The organism is Phaeospirillum tilakii, assembly GCF_042683125.1.
GTDB lineage: Bacteria > Pseudomonadota > Alphaproteobacteria > Rhodospirillales > Magnetospirillaceae > Phaeospirillum > Phaeospirillum tilakii.
Map to the genome: position 1 here is coordinate 73,164 of NZ_JBHUIY010000005.1, position 18,151 is coordinate 91,314.

General features: G+C 70.7%; 16 protein-coding genes. 5 read left to right on the top strand and 11 right to left on the bottom strand.

All coding sequences use genetic code 11. The features are described from left to right. Position 1: 1 nt before the first annotated feature. On the bottom strand, positions 2-772 hold the full coding sequence (locus tag ACFSNB_RS04105) for a FadR/GntR family transcriptional regulator (protein WP_377314757.1): 771 nt from the start codon (positions 770-772) through the stop codon (positions 2-4). A 180-nt stretch (positions 773-952) separates the two neighbouring features. Between ACFSNB_RS04105 and ACFSNB_RS04110 the strand changes: the two genes are divergently transcribed. Continuing rightward, positions 953-3,724, top strand: coding sequence for an FAD-binding and (Fe-S)-binding domain-containing protein (locus ACFSNB_RS04110; protein ID WP_377314759.1), 2,772 nt, complete (start codon positions 953-955; stop codon positions 3,722-3,724). A 131-nt stretch (positions 3,725-3,855) separates the two neighbouring features. Beyond that, on the top strand, positions 3,856-5,544 hold the full coding sequence (locus ACFSNB_RS04115) for a lactate permease LctP family transporter (protein ID WP_377314761.1): 1,689 nt from the start codon (positions 3,856-3,858) through the stop codon (positions 5,542-5,544). Positions 5,545-5,597: 53 nt separating this feature from the next. Here the strand turns inward: ACFSNB_RS04115 and ACFSNB_RS04120 are convergent, their stop codons facing one another. From ACFSNB_RS04120 to ACFSNB_RS04130, 3 genes are all read right to left on the bottom strand, one after another. After that, positions 5,598-6,401 (bottom strand): TOBE domain-containing protein, encoded by an 804-nt coding sequence (locus ACFSNB_RS04120; protein ID WP_377314762.1) that lies wholly within the window; start codon positions 6,399-6,401, stop codon positions 5,598-5,600. 76 nt (positions 6,402-6,477) lie between these two features. Continuing rightward, on the bottom strand, positions 6,478-7,164 hold the full coding sequence (locus ACFSNB_RS04125) for an ABC transporter ATP-binding protein (protein WP_377314763.1): 687 nt from the start codon (positions 7,162-7,164) through the stop codon (positions 6,478-6,480). Positions 7,165-7,334: 170 nt separating this feature from the next. Next, the gene (locus tag ACFSNB_RS04130) at positions 7,335-8,126 is read right to left on the bottom strand and encodes a MetQ/NlpA family ABC transporter substrate-binding protein (RefSeq protein ID WP_377314765.1); all 792 of its coding nucleotides are present in this window, start codon (positions 8,124-8,126) and stop codon (positions 7,335-7,337) included. Positions 8,127-8,288: 162 nt separating this feature from the next. Here ACFSNB_RS04130 and ACFSNB_RS04135 point away from each other — a divergent pair, with 162 nt between their 5' ends. Both ACFSNB_RS04135 and ACFSNB_RS04140 read left to right on the top strand, forming a co-directional pair. Then, positions 8,289-9,449, top strand: a complete 1,161-nt coding sequence (locus tag ACFSNB_RS04135; protein ID WP_377314767.1) for a hypothetical protein — start codon at positions 8,289-8,291, stop codon at positions 9,447-9,449. A 212-nt stretch (positions 9,450-9,661) separates the two neighbouring features. Beyond that, positions 9,662-9,925: a YjhX family toxin gene (locus tag ACFSNB_RS04140; RefSeq protein ID WP_377314768.1), complete on the top strand. Its 264-nt coding sequence runs from the start codon at positions 9,662-9,664 to the stop codon at positions 9,923-9,925. A 159-nt stretch (positions 9,926-10,084) separates the two neighbouring features. Here the strand turns inward: ACFSNB_RS04140 and ACFSNB_RS04145 are convergent, their stop codons facing one another. The 7 genes from ACFSNB_RS04145 to ACFSNB_RS04175 form a co-directional block, all read right to left on the bottom strand. Next, the gene (locus ACFSNB_RS04145; RefSeq protein WP_377314770.1) at positions 10,085-11,335 is read right to left on the bottom strand and encodes an ABC transporter permease; all 1,251 of its coding nucleotides are present in this window, start codon (positions 11,333-11,335) and stop codon (positions 10,085-10,087) included. Between the two features lie 2 nt (positions 11,336-11,337). Further along, positions 11,338-12,342, bottom strand: coding sequence for an efflux RND transporter periplasmic adaptor subunit (locus ACFSNB_RS04150; RefSeq protein ID WP_377314772.1), 1,005 nt, complete (start codon positions 12,340-12,342; stop codon positions 11,338-11,340). 32 nt (positions 12,343-12,374) lie between these two features. Then, the gene (gene bioA, locus ACFSNB_RS04155) at positions 12,375-13,688 is read right to left on the bottom strand and encodes an adenosylmethionine--8-amino-7-oxononanoate transaminase (protein ID WP_377314774.1); all 1,314 of its coding nucleotides are present in this window, start codon (positions 13,686-13,688) and stop codon (positions 12,375-12,377) included. A gap of 134 nt (positions 13,689-13,822) precedes the next feature. Then, positions 13,823-14,428: a dethiobiotin synthase gene (gene bioD / locus ACFSNB_RS04160; RefSeq protein ID WP_377314776.1), complete on the bottom strand. Its 606-nt coding sequence runs from the start codon at positions 14,426-14,428 to the stop codon at positions 13,823-13,825. Next, positions 14,425-15,198: a methyltransferase domain-containing protein gene (locus tag ACFSNB_RS04165; protein ID WP_377314778.1), complete on the bottom strand. Its 774-nt coding sequence runs from the start codon at positions 15,196-15,198 to the stop codon at positions 14,425-14,427. The genes bioD and ACFSNB_RS04165 overlap by 4 nt, the downstream gene beginning before the upstream one ends. Positions 15,199-15,203: 5 nt before the next feature. After that, positions 15,204-15,860: an alpha/beta fold hydrolase gene (locus ACFSNB_RS04170; RefSeq protein WP_377314779.1), complete on the bottom strand. Its 657-nt coding sequence runs from the start codon at positions 15,858-15,860 to the stop codon at positions 15,204-15,206. Further along, the gene (locus ACFSNB_RS04175; protein WP_377314780.1) at positions 15,857-17,041 is read right to left on the bottom strand and encodes an aminotransferase class I/II-fold pyridoxal phosphate-dependent enzyme; all 1,185 of its coding nucleotides are present in this window, start codon (positions 17,039-17,041) and stop codon (positions 15,857-15,859) included. The genes ACFSNB_RS04170 and ACFSNB_RS04175 overlap by 4 nt, the downstream gene beginning before the upstream one ends. A gap of 98 nt (positions 17,042-17,139) precedes the next feature. On the opposite strand from ACFSNB_RS04175, the gene bioB reads away from it, so the two are divergent. Next, positions 17,140-18,144 carry a biotin synthase BioB gene (gene bioB, locus ACFSNB_RS04180; protein WP_417629361.1) on the top strand — a complete coding sequence of 335 codons (1,005 nt, stop codon included), beginning with the start codon at positions 17,140-17,142 and terminating at the stop codon, positions 18,142-18,144. Positions 18,145-18,151 lie beyond the last annotated feature (7 nt).

Genomic DNA, 18,151 nt, shown 5'->3' on the forward strand with positions numbered 1-18,151 from the left:
GTCAGGGCGTCCCCATCCGCTTGTGACGCAGGACGCCGAGCCGGTATTCCTCGTCACGGGCGGATTCAGCCATGCTGTCCTGCACGAAGGTGATGTGGGCGCGCGCCGCCGCGGCCGCCTTGGCCGGATCGTGCTCGTGGATCGCCTGCCAGATCGCCCGGTGCTGGCCGCGCAGCAGGCTCCAGCGCGCCGGCCGTTGGTGCAGATGGCTGAGATTGCGGCTGACATGCTTGTGGATCACCCGCATCAGGCCGGCGGTCAACTGGCGGATCACCACGTTGTGGGCGCAATCGGCGATCTCCTGGTGAAAGGCGACGTCGGTGACGATGGTGCGGGACAGGTCGTCCTCCTCGTAGGCCCGTTCCATCGCGGCGAAGGCGTGGTCGAGCCGGTCGAGATCGGCCGGGGTCGCCCGCTCGGCGGCCAGGGCGGCGGAGCGGCTGTCGAGCATGTCGCGGAATTCCAGCATATCGACCTGGAGGCTGGGATGGCCCTCCAGCATCTCCTGCCACGGATTGACGAACGGCGCTTCCAGCGAGTCGGTGACGTAATGGCCGCCGCCATGGCGGGTGCTGAGCAGATGGCGGGCGACCAGGGTCTGGATCGCCTGACGCAGGGAGGTGCGCGACACCCCCAGTTCAAGCGCCAGGGCGCGCTCGGCCGGCAGCCGCGTTCCCGGCGGAAAGGTGCCGTCGAGAATGCGGCGTTCCAATGCCTCGGCGACAACATCGGAAACGCGGGAGGCGGTCAGGGGCGGCGGCGGCATCGGCATCGGGGGGATCGGGGGAGAGCGTAGACCAGGGAGGGCAGCTTAAGCGGCCCTCCCGGCGATTGCCATTGACAATTTTCGCCGATTTCGGGAGAGTCCCGCAAAAAATAATTGGTCCAACCACTGGACCACACTCCAGGGAGAGATGGCAATGACCGCGATCAACACCGTCCCGGCGCGGCGATGAGCCGGCTGATCCGGGCCCTGCGCCGGGTGCTGCCCGCCGGACAGGTCATCACCGACGATCTGCGCCGGCTGGCCTATGGCACCGACGCCAGTTTCTACCGGCTGGTGCCCGAAGTGGTGGCGGTGGTCGAGAGCGAAAGCGAGGCGCGCGACGTGATCGCCGCCGCCGCCGCCGCCGGACGGCCGGTGACGATCCGCGCCGCCGGCACCAGCCTGTCCGGTCAGGCGGTCACCGACGGGGTGCTGATGCTGATCGGCGAGGGCTTCGCCACCTGCGAGATCGCGCCGGACGGCGGGCGGGTCCGGCTCGGCCCCGGCATGGTCGGCGGCGAGGTCAACGCCCGCCTCGCCCGGTTCGGCCGCAAGATCGGCCCCGACCCGGCCTCGATCGGCGCCTGCAAGATTGGCGGCATCGCCGCCAACAACGCCTCGGGGATGTGCTGCGGCACCGCCCAGAACAGCTACCGCACCCTGGCCGGGCTGCGGGTGCTGCTGGCCGACGGCACCCGGCTCGACACGCTCGATCCGGCCAGCGTCGCGCTGTTCCGGGCCTCCCATGGCGGCCTGCTGGCGGAACTGGCGCGGCTCGCGGAAACGGTGCGGGCCGACCCCGCCCTGGCCGAGCGGATCCGGCGCAAGTTCAGAATCAAGAACACCACCGGCTACAGCCTCAACGCCCTGGTCGATTTCACCGACCCGATCGACATCCTGGCCCATCTGATGATCGGCTCGGAAGGCACGCTGGGGTTCCTGTCCAGCATCACCTACCACACCGTGGCCGAGGATCCGTTCAAGGCCAGCGCGCTGGTGTTCTTCCCCTCGATCGCCGCCGCCTGTCAGGCGGTGCTGCTGCTCAAGCCCGAGGCGGTGGCGGCGGTGGAACTGCTCGACCGCGCCGCGTTGCGCTCGGTCGAGGACAAGCCGGGCCTGCCGGCGGAGATCCGGGGCCTCGCCGACGGTGCCGCCGCGCTGCTGATCGAGGTCCGCGCCCCCGACCGCGAGCAGCTCGAACAGCGGGCGGTGCGGGTGGCGGCGCTGCTGGGCGGGGTGGAAACGGTCGGCCCGGTGGCGTTCGCCACCGATCCGGCGGTGTGCGAGACCTTCTGGAAGGTGCGCAAGGGTACCTTCCCCTCGGTCGGGGCGATGCGGCGCACCGGCACCACGGTGATCATCGAGGACGTCGCCTTCCCGGTCGAGTCGCTGGCGGAAGCGACGCTCGATCTTCAGGCCCTGCTGGTCGGCCACGGCTACCATGAGGGGATCATTTTCGGCCACGCCCTGGAAGGAAACCTGCATTTCGTCTTCACCCAGGATTTCTCCACCCCCGCCGAGATCGAACGCTATGCCGGCTTCATGGATGCGGTCTGCCGGCTGGTGGTGGACAAATATGACGGCTCGCTGAAGGCCGAGCACGGCACCGGCCGCAACATGGCCCCGTTCGTCGAACTGGAATGGGGACGCCAGGCCACCGAGCTGATGCGGCGGATCAAGCAGCTGTTCGATCCCCACGGCGTGCTCAATCCCGGGGTGATCCTGACCGACGATCCCCACGCCCACCTTCATCATCTCAAGCCGCTGCCGCCGGCCGACGATCTGGTCGATCGCTGCATCGAATGCGGGTTCTGCGAGCCGCTGTGCCCGTCGCACCGCCTGACCCTCAGCCCGCGCCAGCGGATCGCCGGCTGGCGCGAGATCAGCCGCCGCGATGCCGCCGGCGCGCCGGCCGGGATGCTGGCCCGCACCTACCCGTATTTCGGCCTCGATACCTGCGCCGATTGCGGCCTGTGCGCCACCGCCTGCCCGGTCGGGATCGATACCGGCGCCCTCGCCCGCCGCCTGCGCGGCCGGCGCCAGGGCAAGCTCGGCCATGCCCTCGGCGGCTGGGCGGCGGCGCATTTCGGCGGGGTCGCCGCCCTGTCCCGCCTCGGCCTCGGCCTCGGCCATGGCGCCGGCCGGCTGGTCGGCCAGAGCGCGCTGTCCCGCCTGTCGGGCGGGCGCTGGCGGGCGCCGATGCCCCGGCCGGGCCGCTGCCCCGCCGCCCCGGCCGAGGGGGCGGGCGATCCGGTGGTCTATGTCCCCGCCTGCGGCAGCCGGATCTTCGGCCCGAGCGAGGACGGCACCGCGTCACAGCCCGAGGTGGTGCTGACCCTGCTGCGCCGGGCCGGCTATCGCCCGCGCCTGCCCGAGCGGCTCGACACGCTGTGTTGCGGCCAGATGCTGGCCAGCAAGGGACTGGCGGCGGAGGCGGAGCGAATGGCCGAGACGATGGTCGCGGCCCTGCGGGCCGCCGCCGATGACGGCCGGGGCGGGCTGGTGGCGATCGTGATCGACGCCAGCCCCTGCGCCGCCCGGCTGCGCGACCGGCTGCCGGTGTGGGATTTCCCCGACTTCGCCCTGGACGCGCTGCTGCCGCGCCTGCGCCTGACCCGCAAGCCGGAGGCGGTGGCGCTGCACGTCAATTGCAGCCTGCGCCGCAGCGGCGGCGAGGCGGGATTGCGGGCGCTGGTAGCGGCCTGCGCCGAACGGGTGGTCGATCTCGCCGGGGTCGGCTGCTGCGGCTTCGGCGGCGACCGGGGCTTTTCGGTCCCCGCCCTCAATGCCCACGCGCTGCGGACGCTGGACGGGACCTTGCCGGCAGGCTGCGGCCAGGGGGTTTCGACCAACCGGACCTGCGAGATCGGCCTGACCGCCACCACCGGCCAGCCGTTCCGCTCGGTCGCCCACCTGCTGGAGGAATGCAGCCGCGACATGGAGGAGAGGCCGCTTTAGCCGCCTCTCCTTTCCCAAAAAAGAAGAGGGGTTTGGGGACATCGGTCCCCAAGCGGGGATCGGGGCGGCAGCCCCGAAACACCCCCCCCGATCACTAAAAAATAAAAATAGAGAAATAGGGAGACACCGAAATGCAGACCTGGAGTCAGGTTTACGACCCCTTGGGCAACATCTGGCTATCGTCGCTGATCGCGGCGATTCCGATCATTTTCTTCTTCGTCGCGCTGGCGTTCCTGCGCCTGAAGGGCCATGTCGCCGGCACGATCACGGTCGCCCTGTCGCTGCTGGTGGCGATCTTCTTCTACGGCATGCCGGCCGAAATGGCGCTGGCGGCGGCGGGCAACGGCTTCGTGTTCGGGCTGTGGCCGATCGCCTGGATCATCATCAGCGCGGTGTTCCTGTACAAGATCACGGTCAAGACCGGCCAGTTCGAGGTGATCCGCGCCTCGGTGGTGTCGCTGACCGACGACCAACGTCTCCAGATGCTGCTGGTCGGCTTCTCGTTCGGAGCCTTCCTCGAAGGCGCGGCCGGCTTCGGCGCTCCGGTGGCGATCACCGCCGCCCTGCTGGTCGGCCTGGGCTTCAACCCGCTTTACGCCGCCGGCCTGTGCCTGATCACCAACACCGCCCCGGTGGCGTTCGGGGCGATGGGGATCCCGATCATCGTCGCCAGCCAGGTCACCGGCATCGACGTGATGAAGATCAGCCAGATGGCCGGACGGCAATTGCCGTTCCTGTCGCTGCTGGTGCCGTTCTGGGTGATCCTGATCATGGACGGCTGGCGCGGGGTGAAGGAAACCTGGCCGGCGATCCTGGTGTGCGGCGGCAGCTTCGCCGTCACCCAGTTCCTCACCGCCAATTACATCGGCCCGGAACTGCCGGACATCACCTCGGCACTGGTCAGCCTGATCAGCCTCGGCCTGTTCCTCAAGGTCTGGCGGCCGCGGCGGCCGTTCCGCTTCGAGACCCAGCATCCGGCCCCGTTCGACACGCAACACCACACCGTGTTCGACAACGCCCACATCTCGGTGCGGCGGGAACGTCACACCCTGGCCGAGGTGGTGCGGGCCTGGTCGCCGTTCCTGATCCTGACGGTGATCGTCACGGTATGGTCGCTGAAGCCGTTCAAGGCGCTGTTCGCCAAGGGCGGCGAGCTGGCCTGGACGGTGCTGACCCTGCCGGTGCCGCTGCTCGACAAGCTGGTGACGAAAATGCCGCCGATCGTCGCGGCGGCCACCCCCTATGGCGCGGTCTATTCGCTCAACTGGCTGTCGGCGACCGGAACCGCGATCCTGCTGGCGGCACTGCTGTCGGCGGCGCTGTTACGGATGCCGGTGGCGGCGGCGGCGGGCGCGTTCCGCGACACCTTGTCCGAACTGCTGAAGCCGATCTTCTCGATCGGGATGGTGCTGGCCTTCGCCTATGTCGCCAATTATTCCGGCCTGTCGGCGACGCTGGCCCTGCTGCTGGCGGGAACCGGGGCCGCCTTCACCTTCTTCTCGCCGTTCCTGGGCTGGCTCGGGGTGTTCCTGACCGGCTCCGACACCTCGTCGAACGCGCTGTTCTGCAACCTGCAAGGCACCGCCGCCCGTCAGATCGGGGTGTCGGATACCCTGCTGGTGGCGGCCAACTCGGCCGGCGGCGTCACCGGCAAGATGATCTCGCCGCAATCGATCGCGGTGGCCACCGCCTCGGTCGGGCTGGTCGGCAAGGAATCCGACCTGTTCCGCTTCACCCTCAAGCACAGCCTGCTGCTGTGCGCGGTGGTCGGGGCGATCACCACCGCGCAGGCCTATCTGCTGAAGGGAATGATTCCCTGATCGGACGATCCGCCTGGAGGCTCCCTCCAGGCGGAAACCGCCCCCGCTCCGGCTTAATCGACCAGCAGGATGACGTGGCTGGCCTTGATCAGGGCCCAGGCGGTGCGGCCGGGAGCCAGGGCCAGTTCCTCGGCGCCGTCGCGGGTGATCACCGCCGTCAGCGAGCGGCCGGCGCCGATGTCGAGCACGATCTCGCTGCTGACCGGGCCGTCCTCGCGCGCCGCCACCACCCCCTTGATCCGGTTGCGGGCCGACACCGCCGGACACTCCTCGCCGACGGCGAGGATCACGAACGAGGCCTTGATCAGCGCCATCACCTCGCGGCCGGGGACGATGCCGAGATCGGCGACACTTTCCCGCGTCACCAGCGCGGTCAGCGAGGTGGATTCGGTCAGGTCAAGCTCGACCTCGGTGCTGACCGCGCCGGGATGGACGGCGCGGACCCGGCAGCGATAGGCGTTGCGGGCGCTGGTCTTCATGCCGAGACTCCACAGCAGGGAAAAGGGATCGGCCAGATCGCCGACCTCGCCGGCCGACAACCGCGCGGCGGCGCGGCCGAGCTTGCCCTCGATCAGGCGGAAGGCGGCGATCAGGGCCTGACCGTCCTCGGTCAGGGTGGCGCCGCCACCCTTGGCGCCGCCGGTGCGGCCGAGCACCGCCGGGCGCGGCATCAGGTTATTGATCGCGTCGAGCGCGTCCCATGCCGCCTTGTAGCTGAGGCCGACCGCCTGGGCGGCGCGGGTGATGCTGCCATGCACGCCGACCGCCTCAAGCAGGGCGATCCGCTCCCGCCCGACCATCGACCGCCGGCCGCCGCCCAGCGACAGCACGGCCTCGACCTTGGCTTCGCTTTCCATTCCCGTCCGTCGCCCGTCAGATCATCGACGGCTCACTATAGGGCGGCCGGCGGGGCAATGCATCGGCCAATCCGGCCTATTCCCGGCCAACCACCCGCCCATCGACCAGATGGATCCGCCGGTCGGCGGTGTCGGCCAGCCCGGTATCGTGGGTGACCACCAGCACGCTGCGCCCCTCCTCGCGCGCCAGCCGGCGGAAGGTGGCGAACACCAGCGCGGCGGTGCGGGAATCGAGGTTGCCGGTCGGCTCGTCGGCCAGGATCAGCGGCGGATCGTTGGCCAGGGCACGGGCAATCGCCACCCGCTGACGCTGGCCGCCCGACAATTGCTCCGGCAGCTTGCGGGCATGCTCGCCCAACTCCAGTGCCTCCAGCAGCCCCTGGGCGCGGCGGCGGGCGGCGGCGGGATCGAGCCGGCCGAGCCGGCGGATCGGGATCTCGACATTGGCGAGGCAGCTGAATTCCGGCAGCAGGAAATGGAACTGGAAGACGAAGCCGATCCGCGCCAGCCGCCGCTCCGCCAGTTGATCGGACGACAGGCCGGAGGTGTCCTCCCCCGCCAGCCACACCGTGCCGGCGGTGGGGCGGTCGAGCAGGCCGAGCAGATAAAGCAGCGAGGATTTGCCCGAACCGGACGGCCCGGTGATGGCGACGAACTCGCCCGGGGCCACCGTCAGATCGACCCCGCGCACCAGCGTCACCGGCACCGGACCGGGCAGCTCCCGGGTCAGCCCACGCGCCGCGAGCGCCACCTCGTTCGCCATTTTTCTCCCCCGCTTGTCGCCGCCGCATCCTAAAGCGTCGGCCGCCACGGCGAAAGATCTGGCGGGCTGCCGCCCGCACCCGCTTGGGGCGATGCCCCAAACCCCCTTTATTTTCAAAAAAGAAGGGGGGTCCGGGGCATCGCCCCGGGCGGGTTTGGGCGGCAGCCCAATCACCACGCCGGCACCACCGAGGCGCCGTAATGTTCGGTGATGAAGCGGCGGATCTCGGGGGCGTGATAAAAGCGGACCAGCTGCGCCAGCGCCGGCCGGTCGCGCTCGGCGGCGCGGACGGCGATGACGTTGGCGTAGGGCGAATCGGCGGATTCCAGCACCAGGGCGTCGCGGTGCGGCACCAGCCCGACCTCCAGCGCATAATTGGAATTGATCGCGGCGACGGCGACGTCGTCGAGCGCGCGCGGCAATTGCGCCGCCGGCAGTTCGACCAGTTTGAGCCCGCGCGGATTGTCGATCACGTCAAACGGGGTGGCGGCGATCCCCACCCCCGGCCGCAGCCGGATCAGCCCCTGCGCCTCCAGCAGCAGCAGGACCCGGCCGCCATTGGTCGGATCGGCCGGGATCGCCACCTTGTCGCCCCGCCCCAGCGCGTCGAGCGACCGGATCCGCTTCGAATAGAGCCCGATCGGAAACACCACCGTCCTGCCGATCACCGCGAGGGGATAGCCATGGGCGCGGATCTGCTCGTCGAGGAACGGCTGGTGCTGGAACGAATTGGCGTCGAGATCGCCCTGGGCCAGCGCGGCATTGGGCAATTGGTAATCGTCGAACTCGACCACCTTGATGGTCAGCCCCTCGCGCGCGGCGAGGGCGGCGACCTGTTCGAGGATCGCGGCATGCGGCCCGCCGGTGACCCCGACCCGCAGCGTCTCCGCCCCCGCCACCACCGGCAGCGCCAGCAGGACCAACAGCAGGGCAAGGCCCCTCCGCAGCGAACTCACTCCCATTGGAACGCTCCATTATCATCATAAATCTAGTAGACTTCTAACACACCCTTCCCTTCCCCGCATCCCCCGTCCTGCCCGGCTGGAGGCCGGGCGCAATCCATGACATCATGATGGACCAGAACAACCCGGGATGGGTGTGCCGGCCGAGGGGGGGGGACCGCGATGCTGAGCCTGATCTGGCAGCCCGATTTCAGCGCCACCACCAACCCGACCGACCCGGATTACCAGCGGGCGACCGACCTGCTGGCCCACCGCGACGGGGCCGCGTTGCAACGCTTCCCCCGCCCGCGCGGCTTCGTCCCTCCGGGCGAGGCGCTGCTCGCCGCCCTGACCGCCTGGGTCGGCCGCCAGGGCGGCCGGCCGCTGACCCTGATGGTGCATGGCGGCGCGTTCGATCCGCGCGACGGCGCCACCGACAGCGACGACCCGTTCGAGCGGATCTATGCCCCACCCTCCCCCACCAATCCGGCCCGGCTGAGCTGGCTGCCGATCGTCGGGGTCTGTGACGAGGCCGGCCGCCCGGGACCCGGGGCGGCGATCGCCTTCGGCTGGCTGTCGCGCGGCGCGCTGCGGCACTGGGCCGGGGCCGGCTGGAACAACCCGTATTTGTTCCCGGCGTTCGACCTCGCCCCGCTCGCCGCCCAGGCGCTGGCGGCTTTGATCGCGGCGTTGCAGCAGATCGGCGCGCCGTTCTCGATCCTCGCCCATGGCCTCGGCACCCGGGTGGTGTCGCAGGCGATCGGGTATCTGCGGGAGGCGCCCCGCCCCTGGCCGGCCGGCGTGCTGGCGCGGATCCTGCTGCTGGCCGGCAGCGAATATGTGGTCGATGCCAACCGGACCCTGCTCGGTGCCGGGCTCGGCTTCGAGGTGTTCAACCTGGTCAACCGCAGTGACGCGGTGCTGTCCTGGCTGGTCGCCGACGGCAGCCATCCGGTGCGCTGGAACCGCAGCGACGCCGCCCGGGTGATCGGGTATCACGGCCTGAAGACCGCCCCGGGCTGGCTCGACCTCCCGCTCGACCGCGCCGAGGGGCAGGACTGGATCCGGACCCATCTCGGCCTGTCCGTCACCGGCCGCGCCCCGCCCGGCGACACGGCGCTCCACCGCCTCGCCGGGATGAACCACTGGATCGGGTCGATGGACCCGGGCAACCGCGCCCTGCTGCGCCGGCTGCTCGATCCGGGCCAGCCCGGCCTGCCCTGGTTCGAGGCCAACGCCTTCCCCCACCGCGACGACGGCCGGTTCGATCCCACCATCCCGCCGACGCCGATGACCATCGCCGCCCGGCAGGCGCAATGGCAAAGCGAGCCGATCCTCGGCTGAGGCCCTTGGCGCGCGCCGGCGGCGGCGCTATGATTCACCCCGAACCGGTCGGGAGGTCTCCCGCCGGCCAGGGAGCCTGGATGCTGGAATCCGTGTGAGGACCGCGTCGCCCCAGCGGGGCGGCGCCGATGATGCCGACCCGCCGTTCTCCGTCGCGGAGAGCGGAACGATGGGTTGTGCCCGGATTCCTCCCGATTTCAGGCTTGTTCCTCATGAATTTATCGAGAACCGAACAGCGGGTGCTGCATGTGCTCGCCCAGGGCGGCGCGATTCGCCATCAGCGCGGCGCCAACGGCAAGGTCGTCGCCGTCACCTGCACCACCCATGACGGGATGGTGCTGGCCGACTGCACCCTGGCCGCCTTTCAGTCGCTGCGGCGCAAGCGGCTGATCGTCTCGCACAACGGCGGCCCCTACCGCCTCGCCCGCCAGGGCCGTCTCGCCGTCCGCGCCCAGCCCGACAATCGCGGACGCTGACGCCGGGCTGCCGCCCGGACCCGCCCGGGGCGATGCCCCGGACCTCCTTTGATTTCATCGATAAAAAATGAGGGGTTTGGGGAGCTTTGCTCCCCAAGCGGGCCGGCGGGCGGCAGCCCGCCTAACTTGCCTATGTTGCGCGCAGGGCGGCAGCCCGCCTCAGCCGGCGCCGCGCACGATATCGACCGGGTTGAGCCGGGCGGCGCGGCGGGCGGGCAGCCAGGCGGCGAAGGTGGCGGACAGGATCGCCATGCCGCCGCCGATCAGATAGGGGCGCGGGCTGCGCAGCAGGATCAGGCCGTGGGTCTTGACGAAGCCTTCCATCTCGAACTTCAGCGAGCCCATGAATTCGACCAGGGCCCAGCCCAGCGCCCAGCCGAGCAGGGTGCCGATCACGCCGACGATCAGGCCTTCGAGCAGGAAGATCCGGCTGATGTCACGATCGCGGAAGCCCATCGATTTGAGGATGCCGATGTCGCGGGTCTTCTCGAACACCATGGTCGAGATCACGTTGAAGATGCCGAAGCAGGCCACCACCAGGATCGCGCTGACAGTGGGGTACATCGTCGCGTTCTGGATCACGTAGAGGCTGAGCACGTTGCGCGACTGTTCCTGCCAGGATTCGGCGCGGTAGCCGTATTCGCGCTCGATCCGCGCCGCCAGCGGGCGGGCCTGTTCGACATCGTCGAGGCGCAGGTTGATCCGGTTGACGATGTTGAGCCGTTCCTGCAACACCTGGGCCTTTTTCAGCAGCACATAGCCGTTGAAATTGTCCATCCCGGTGATGCCGCTGGAGAACAGCCCGACCACCTTCATCTTCAGCAGCGTCCCGGTCGGCGAGGCGACCGAGATCAGGTCGTCCTTCTTGATCGCCGCCTTCTGCGCCAGCCCCTCGCCCAGGATGATCGCGTTGGAATGGGAATAGAGCGCGTCGAGCGTGCCCGACAGCAGGTCCTTCTCGATGTGGGTGACCTTGCGTTCCTGCTCGGGGACGATGCCGATCAGGTTGACCGGCAGATCCTTGCCGCCGAAATGGATCAGGGCGTTGCCGGACAAGGCCGGGGCGACCCGGACTCCGGGCAGCGTCTCCAGTTCGGCCAGGATGTTGCGGGCGCCGCGCAGGCCCCGGTTTTCGTCGCGCGGCTTGACCCCGCGCAGATCGACCGCGCCATCGGGATAGAGCCGCTCGACCGGCTGCAATGGCGGGGTGCGGTGCTCGTCCATCACCACGATGTGCGGCTGGATGTCGATGATGCGGGCGATGAAATCCTGCTGGAAGCCTTGCAGCATCGCGGCGATGGCGATGAAGAACGCCACCCCCAGCATCACCCCCAGCAGCGACATCACCGTCTGGCGCCGCCGATGCGACAGATGGCGCAGCGCGATGTCGAGTTCGAGCGCCAGCGCCATCGCTATTTGACCCGCACCCGGGTGCCGGGCTTCAGCCCGGGCGGCGGCGCGGCCAGGAACGGCAGGTCGGGGCCGATCCCGTCCAGCACCTCGACCTGACTGCGGCCGCGAATGCCGAGTTTGACCGGCTTGGCCACCACCAATCCATCCTCGACCGCCAGCACCTTGTCCTCGACCAGGGCGCTCGACGGCATCAGCCACGCCTCGGGATGTTCGGCGACGACGATGTTGATCTCGGTGGTCATCCCGATCAGCAGCGGGCTGTCCTCGGGCAGCAGGGCGCGGACGCGGAAGGTCTTGTTGACCGGATCGCCCTTGGGAGTGATCCGATCGACCCGGGCCTCCAGCACCTTGCCGGGGAAGGCGTCGGCCTTGATCAGGATCTTCTGGCCGACCTTGACCCGGGGGATGTCCTCCTCGTCAACCTCGGCGGTGATCCGCAACGGTTTCAGCGCGCCGACCCAGAACAGCGCGTCCTTGGTCTCGGCCAGTTCGCCCGGCTCGCCGTCACGGCGCAGCACCACCCCGTCGATCGGCGAGGTCACCAGCAGGTCGGAGCGTTGCTGGCGGGCGGCGCGGATGGTGGCGGTGACCTGATCGAACTCGCTGCGGTCCTTGTCGAGCGCCTCGCGCGCCCGCACCCCGCGCGCCACCAGGATCGCCGAGCGTTCCGCCTCCTCGCGCAGATAGGCGGCCTTGGCCTCCAGTTCGGCCACCCTGGCGTGGGCCTGGCGGTCGTCGAGCCGAGCCAGCGGCTGGCCGGCACGCACCCGCTCGCCCTCGTGGGCCAGCACCTCGGCGATGCGGCCGGACACCACCGGCGGGATCCGCGCCCACACCTCGGCCTCGACCGTGCCGGTGGCGTAGACCGCCTCGACCGCCGGGCCGCGCCGCAGCCGGATGGTCTCGACCTCGGGGGTGCCGCCACGTTGCCATGCCCACACCCCGCCCCCCGCCAAAGCGAGCAGCAGCAGGAGCATCAGCGGGCGGAGGAGAAGGCGCGGCATCGGGGGGAGCCCTTCTGGGGGGAGGTGGTGGTCTATCCGGCCAGTTCGGCCAGGATCGCGTCGATCCCGTCCCAGGCCCGGTGCAGCTCGGCATCGGTGACGCAGTAAGGCGGCAGCAGATACAGCACGTCGCCCAGCGGACGCAACAGCAGGCCGCGCCCCAGCGCCGCCGCCTTGATTTTGGGGCCGATCGCTGCGCCGTAACCCGCGCCGCCATCGCCGACGGTGCAGGCGGCGACGGTACCGCACAGCCGGGTGCGGCCGACCCGGCCGCGCCGGGCCAGATCGTCGAGCCGGTCGCGGTGGATCGCCTCGATCGCGGCGCGGCGGGCGGTGCAGTCGGCGCCCTCCAGCAGATCGAGCGAGGCCAGCCCGGCAGCGCAGCCGAGCGGGTTGGCGGTGTAGGAATGGCCGTGCAGGAAGGCGACGTCGAGGCTGGCGCCGAGGAAGGCCTGATGGATCGACTCGCGCGCCACCGTCGCCGCCATCGGCAGGAAGCCGCCGGTGATCCCCTTCGACAGGCAGACCAGATCGGGAGTGATCCCGGCCTTGAGGCAGGCGAACAGCGGGCCGGTGCGGCCGAACCCGGTCATCACCTCGTCGAGGATCAGCAGCGCGCCTTCCGCCCGCACCCGCTCGGCCACGGCGGCGAGGAACGACGGGCGGCACATCCGCATCCCGCCTGCGCCCTGGATCAGCGGCTCGGCGATCACCGCCGCGACCCGGCCGGGCTGGGCGGCGAAGGCGCGGTCGAGCGCGTCGAGCGCCGCCGCCTCGCGCGCCGCCACCTGGTCGTCGCCGTCCCAGGTGGCCGGGAACGGCACGGTTTCAACCGGGAACAGCAGCCCTTCCCAGGCGGAGAAGAAGCCCGAGGCCCGCCCGGCCGACATCGCCCCCACCGTGTCGCCGTGATAGCCGCCCTCGAAGCCGATGAAGCGGTCACGGCCGGGCTGACCGACATTGCGCCAGTATTGCAGCGCCATCTTCAGCGCCACCTCGACCGCGGTCGAGCCGTCGTCGGAAAAGAACACCCGGTCGAGATCGCCCGGCAGATGCCCGGCCAGCCGCGCCGCCAGTTCCACCGCCGGACGGTGGGTGAAGTCGGCGAAGATCACCTGTTCCAGCGTCGCGGCCTGCCGCGCCACCGCTTCGACGATGGCGGGATGGGCATGGCCGTGCAGATTGACCCACCAGGACGACACCAGATCGAGCAGCTCGCGCCCGTCCTCGGTCACCAGGGTCGCGCCATGCCCCGATGCCGCCACCAGCGGCACCCCGGCGGTGGCCGACTGGGTGAAGGGATGCCAGACATGGCGGGCGTCGAGGGCGAGCAGATCGGCGGACATCGGGGGGATCCTCTCCTTGTTGGGCTGCCGCCCAAACCCGCTTGGGGCGATGCCCCAAACCCCCTTCTTTTTCAGAAACAAAGGGGGTCCGGGGCATCGCCCCGGGCGGGCCAGCGGGCGGCAGCCCGCTTAATCTAGGGACAGGCGAAAGACGGCGCCGGCAGGCTTTCCAGCATCGCCGGGGTCACCGCCGGCAGCGGCTGGATCTCGGCCAGCACCGGCACGCCGCCGAAATGCTCGATCGCCTCGCGGTTGGCCGGGTTGCGCTGGCCGTTGAGCACCACGCCGAGCAGCGGCACCCGGCGGCGGCGCAGCACCTCCAGCGTCATCAGGGTATGGTTGATGGTGCCGAGCCCGGAGCGGGCCACCACCACCGCCGGCAGGCCGAAGCGGACCATCAGATCGACCATCAGCGCGGTATCGTTGATCGGCACCATCGCGCCGCCGGCACCCTCGACCACCAGCCGCTCGCGCTCGGGCAGCACCAGGGTGGACAGATCGATGCGGCGGCGTTCGCGCCGGGCCGCCTCGTGCGGCGACAGCGGCGCCTGCAACTCGACCGCGGGCGGGATGATCTCGATCCCCGGCGCCATCCGCCCGACCCAGGCCGGGTCGGTGCCCTCGACCGTGCCGGACTGGATCGGCTTCCAGTAGGACGCCCGCCAGGACCGGGCCAGCCAGGCCGAAACCAGGGTCTTGCCGATGCCGGTGTCGGTGCCGGTGACGAACACGCCCCTCATGCCGGGTCTCCCGCGCGGGTGAAGGTCAGGGTATGGATCACCCAGCTCAGCCGGCAGGGCGCGCCCAATGTCGCGATCACCCGCCGCAACGCGCCGGGGGCCAGCGGGCGGTGGCCGGGGCGCGGCACCGCCGCCCCCAGCGCGGCGACGGCGCGGACGAAGGCCAGCCCGTCGGCATGGGTCTCGATCAGGGTCTCGCTGTCGATCCGCCCGGCCCCGCCCGGCGGCAGCAGCGCCCGCAACCGGTCGGCGGCGGGGAAATCGGGGGTACCGGGCTGATAGCCGAGCCGGCGATGGGCGGCGGTCCATTCGGCGAAACTGCCGGCCCCCGGCAGGGTCAGCACCAGCCGCCCGCCCGGCACCAGCAGCCGGGCCAGCCGGGCCAGCGCGGCGCCGAGATCGCCGAACCACTGCGCCGCCAGCGACGACACCACCAGGGCGCAACTTCCCTCGGCCAGTGCCGGAGCCTCGCCGTCCATCGCCGCGAAGGCAATCCCGGCGTCGGGCAGGCGGGCGCGGGCCTGGGCCAGCATCGCCGGGCTGAGGTCGGTCGCCAGCAGCGCCCGGCCCGGCCCGACCAGCGCGGGCAGGCGGCGGGTCAGCAGCCCGGTGCCGCAGCCGATCTCCAGCACCGGCCCCGGCGGCAGCGTCAGCCCGGCCAGCCGCGCCGCCAGCCCGTCGGCCACCCGTTCCTGCATCCCGGCCACCGCGTCATAGCCGGTGGCGGCGGCGGAAAAGGCGGCGCGGATCCGCCGCTTGCGCGGGCTCATCGCGGTCACGGCTCCTCCAGCGCCATCGGCGGCGCCACCTGGGCGGCGAAGTCGCGCAGATGGGCCTCGACCCAATCGGGATGGGTCAGCGGCAGCAGGTGGCCGGCCCGCTCCAGCAGATAGAGGTCATGGCGGGCATAGAGGGCGCGGCTCATCGATTGCGGCACGATCACGTCGGCGGTGCCGGCCAGGGCGCGCACCGGGCAATCGAGTTCGGCCAAGGCGGCGCGCTCGTCGCACACCGCCAGCCAGTCGAGCGCCTCGCCCAGCGGCTTGGCCCGCAGCCCGGACAGATCGGCCTGGGGCAGGCCGCAGCGGGCAAGGAACTCGGCGGTGACCCCGTGCGGATCCTCGCCGAAGCGGGCGCGCATCCGCTCGACCACCCGGGGCGAGACGCCATCGACGAAGCTGGCGGTGCGGGTGAAGGCGGGAAAGGCGTTGATCGCCAGCAGCCCGGCCCACGGGCGCGGCACGGTCGCCAGCGCCCAGGCCAGCCCCATCGAATGCGCCACCACCAGCGGCCGGCGCAGGCCGGGGCGGTCGGCCCGGCCGCTGAAGCCGAGATCGATGCAGCGGATCGGGAAATCGGTCAGACGCTCGCGCATCGGATCCCAGAAGCTGGCGTCGAACGCCCAGCCATGCACCATCAACAGGGGAATCACCGCGTCTCCTCCACCGCCCGGGGGACCAGATCGATCAGGCGGTCGATATCGTCCGTCGTGTGCGCCGCCGACAACGCGAAGCGGATCCGGCTGGTGCCGGGCGGCACCGTCGGCGGCCGGATCGCCACCGCCAGCACGCCTTCGCGCTCCAGCGCCGCCGCCACCGCCAGGGTGCGGGCCTCGTCGCCCAGGATCACCGGCACGATCTGGCTGGCCGACGGCCCGGTATCCAGCCCGGCCGCCTGCAACCCGGCCCGCAGCCGAGCGGCATGGGCGGCCAGACGCGCCCGCTCGGGCCCGAGCGTCGGCACCAGCTCGACCGCCGCGTCGATCGCCCCCAGCACCGGCGGCGGCAGCGCGGTGGCATAGATCAGGCCGGAGGCGCGGTTGACCAGATAATCGGCCAGCACCGCCGAGCAGCCGACATAGGCGCCGAACGAGCCCATCCCCTTCGAGAAGGTGCCCATCGCCAGATCAACGCCGTGGCCGGGGGTGAGGCCGAAGCCGCCCGCCCCCATCACCCCGGTGGCGTGGGCCTCGTCGAGATAAAGCAGGGCGTTCCAGCGCGCGGCGATCGCGGCGAGGCGGCCGACGTCGCTGACGTCGCCATCCATGCTGAACACCGTCTCGGACACGATCACCCGGGGCGCGCCGGGGGATTCAGCCGCGGCGGCGGCCAGCAGGGTTTCGAGATGGTCGAGATCGTCGTGGCGGTAGCGCCGCGCCCGCGCCCCGGCCAGGGTCAGCCCGGCATGCAGGCTGGCATGGATCAGCCGGTCGGCGAACACCAGCGGCTCGGCCTCCCACAGCGCGCGGTCGAGCAGCGCCGCCAGCACCGAGGCGTTGGCCTGCCAGCCGCTGACCAGCACCAGCGCCGCCTCGCTGCCCTTGGCCCGGGCGATCCGCGCCTCGACCGCCTGATAGGCGGCGAGATGGCCGCTGACCAGCCGCGAGGCGCCGGCCCCGGTGCCGTATTCGGCCGCCCAGGCGCGGGCTCGCTCGATCAAAGCGGGATGGTGGGACAGGCCGAGATAGTCGTTGGAGGAGAAATCGACCAGTTCGCGGCCATGGCGGCGCACCCGGCCGCCGGGCAGGCGTTCGACCGGAGTGAGGGAGCGCTTCCGTCCGGCGGCGGCGAGCCTGTCCAGGGCGGCGGCGGCGAGGGCGTCCAGACCGTGCATCAGGGCTTGGTCATAGATCGTTTTCGCGCCTGTTGCAAAGCCCGCATGCGCCGCTCTACTCTCCGCCCCCGTCAGACAGAAAGGCACAGGGGAGCGACGTGACCATCGACACGGCAAAGATCAGCACGGCGGGCGGCACCATCGGCGCGGCCGATGACGGACTGCGCCACGACTGGAGCAAGGACGAGGTCGAGGCGCTGTTCGCGCAGCCCTTCATCGACCTGCTGTTCCAGGCCCAGACCGTCCACCGCGCCCATTTCGATCCCAACCGGATCCAGATCAGCAGCCTGCTGTCGATCAAGACCGGCGCCTGCCCCGAGGACTGCACCTATTGCGCCCAGAGCGCCCATCACCACACCGGCCTGGAGCGCGAGAAGCTGCTGGCGGTCGAGGAAGTGGTGGCGGCGGCGGCCAAGGCCAAGGCGGAAGGCGCCTCGCGCTTCTGCATGGGCGCGGCGTGGCGCGGCCCGCACGGCGACGATTTCCAGGTCGCGATGGCGATGATCGAGGGGGTCAAGGCGCTGGGGATGGAAACCTGCGCCAGCTTCGGCGCCCTGACCCGCGAACAGGCCCGCCAGCTGAAGGCGGCCGGGCTCGATTATTACAACCACAACATCGACACCAGCCCCGAGCATTACCCCAACATCGTCACCACCCGCAGCTTCGAGGACCGGCTGGAGACGATCCAGAACGTCCAGGAGGAAGGGCTGCATGTCTGCACCGGCGGCATCGTCGGGCTGGGCGAGACCCCGACCGACCGCGCCGGCATGCTGCTGACCCTGGCCAACCTGCCCAAGCATCCCGACAGCGTGCCGATCAACCTGCTGGTACCGATCGAGGGCACCCCGCTGGCCGAGGCCAAGGTCGAGCGGCCCGACCCGTTCGACTTCATCCGCGTCATCGCCGTCGCCCGCATCCTGATGCCGCGCTCGTTCGTCCGCCTGTCGGCCGGGCGCGAGGGGATGAACGACGAGATGCAGACCCTCTGTTTCTTCGCCGGGGCCAATTCGGTGTTCTGCGGCCGCAAGCTGCTGACCGCCCCCAACGCCCCGGTCGGTCAGGCGCTCGGCCTGTTCGACCGGCTCGGCCTCAAGCCGCTGTAATGGAGTC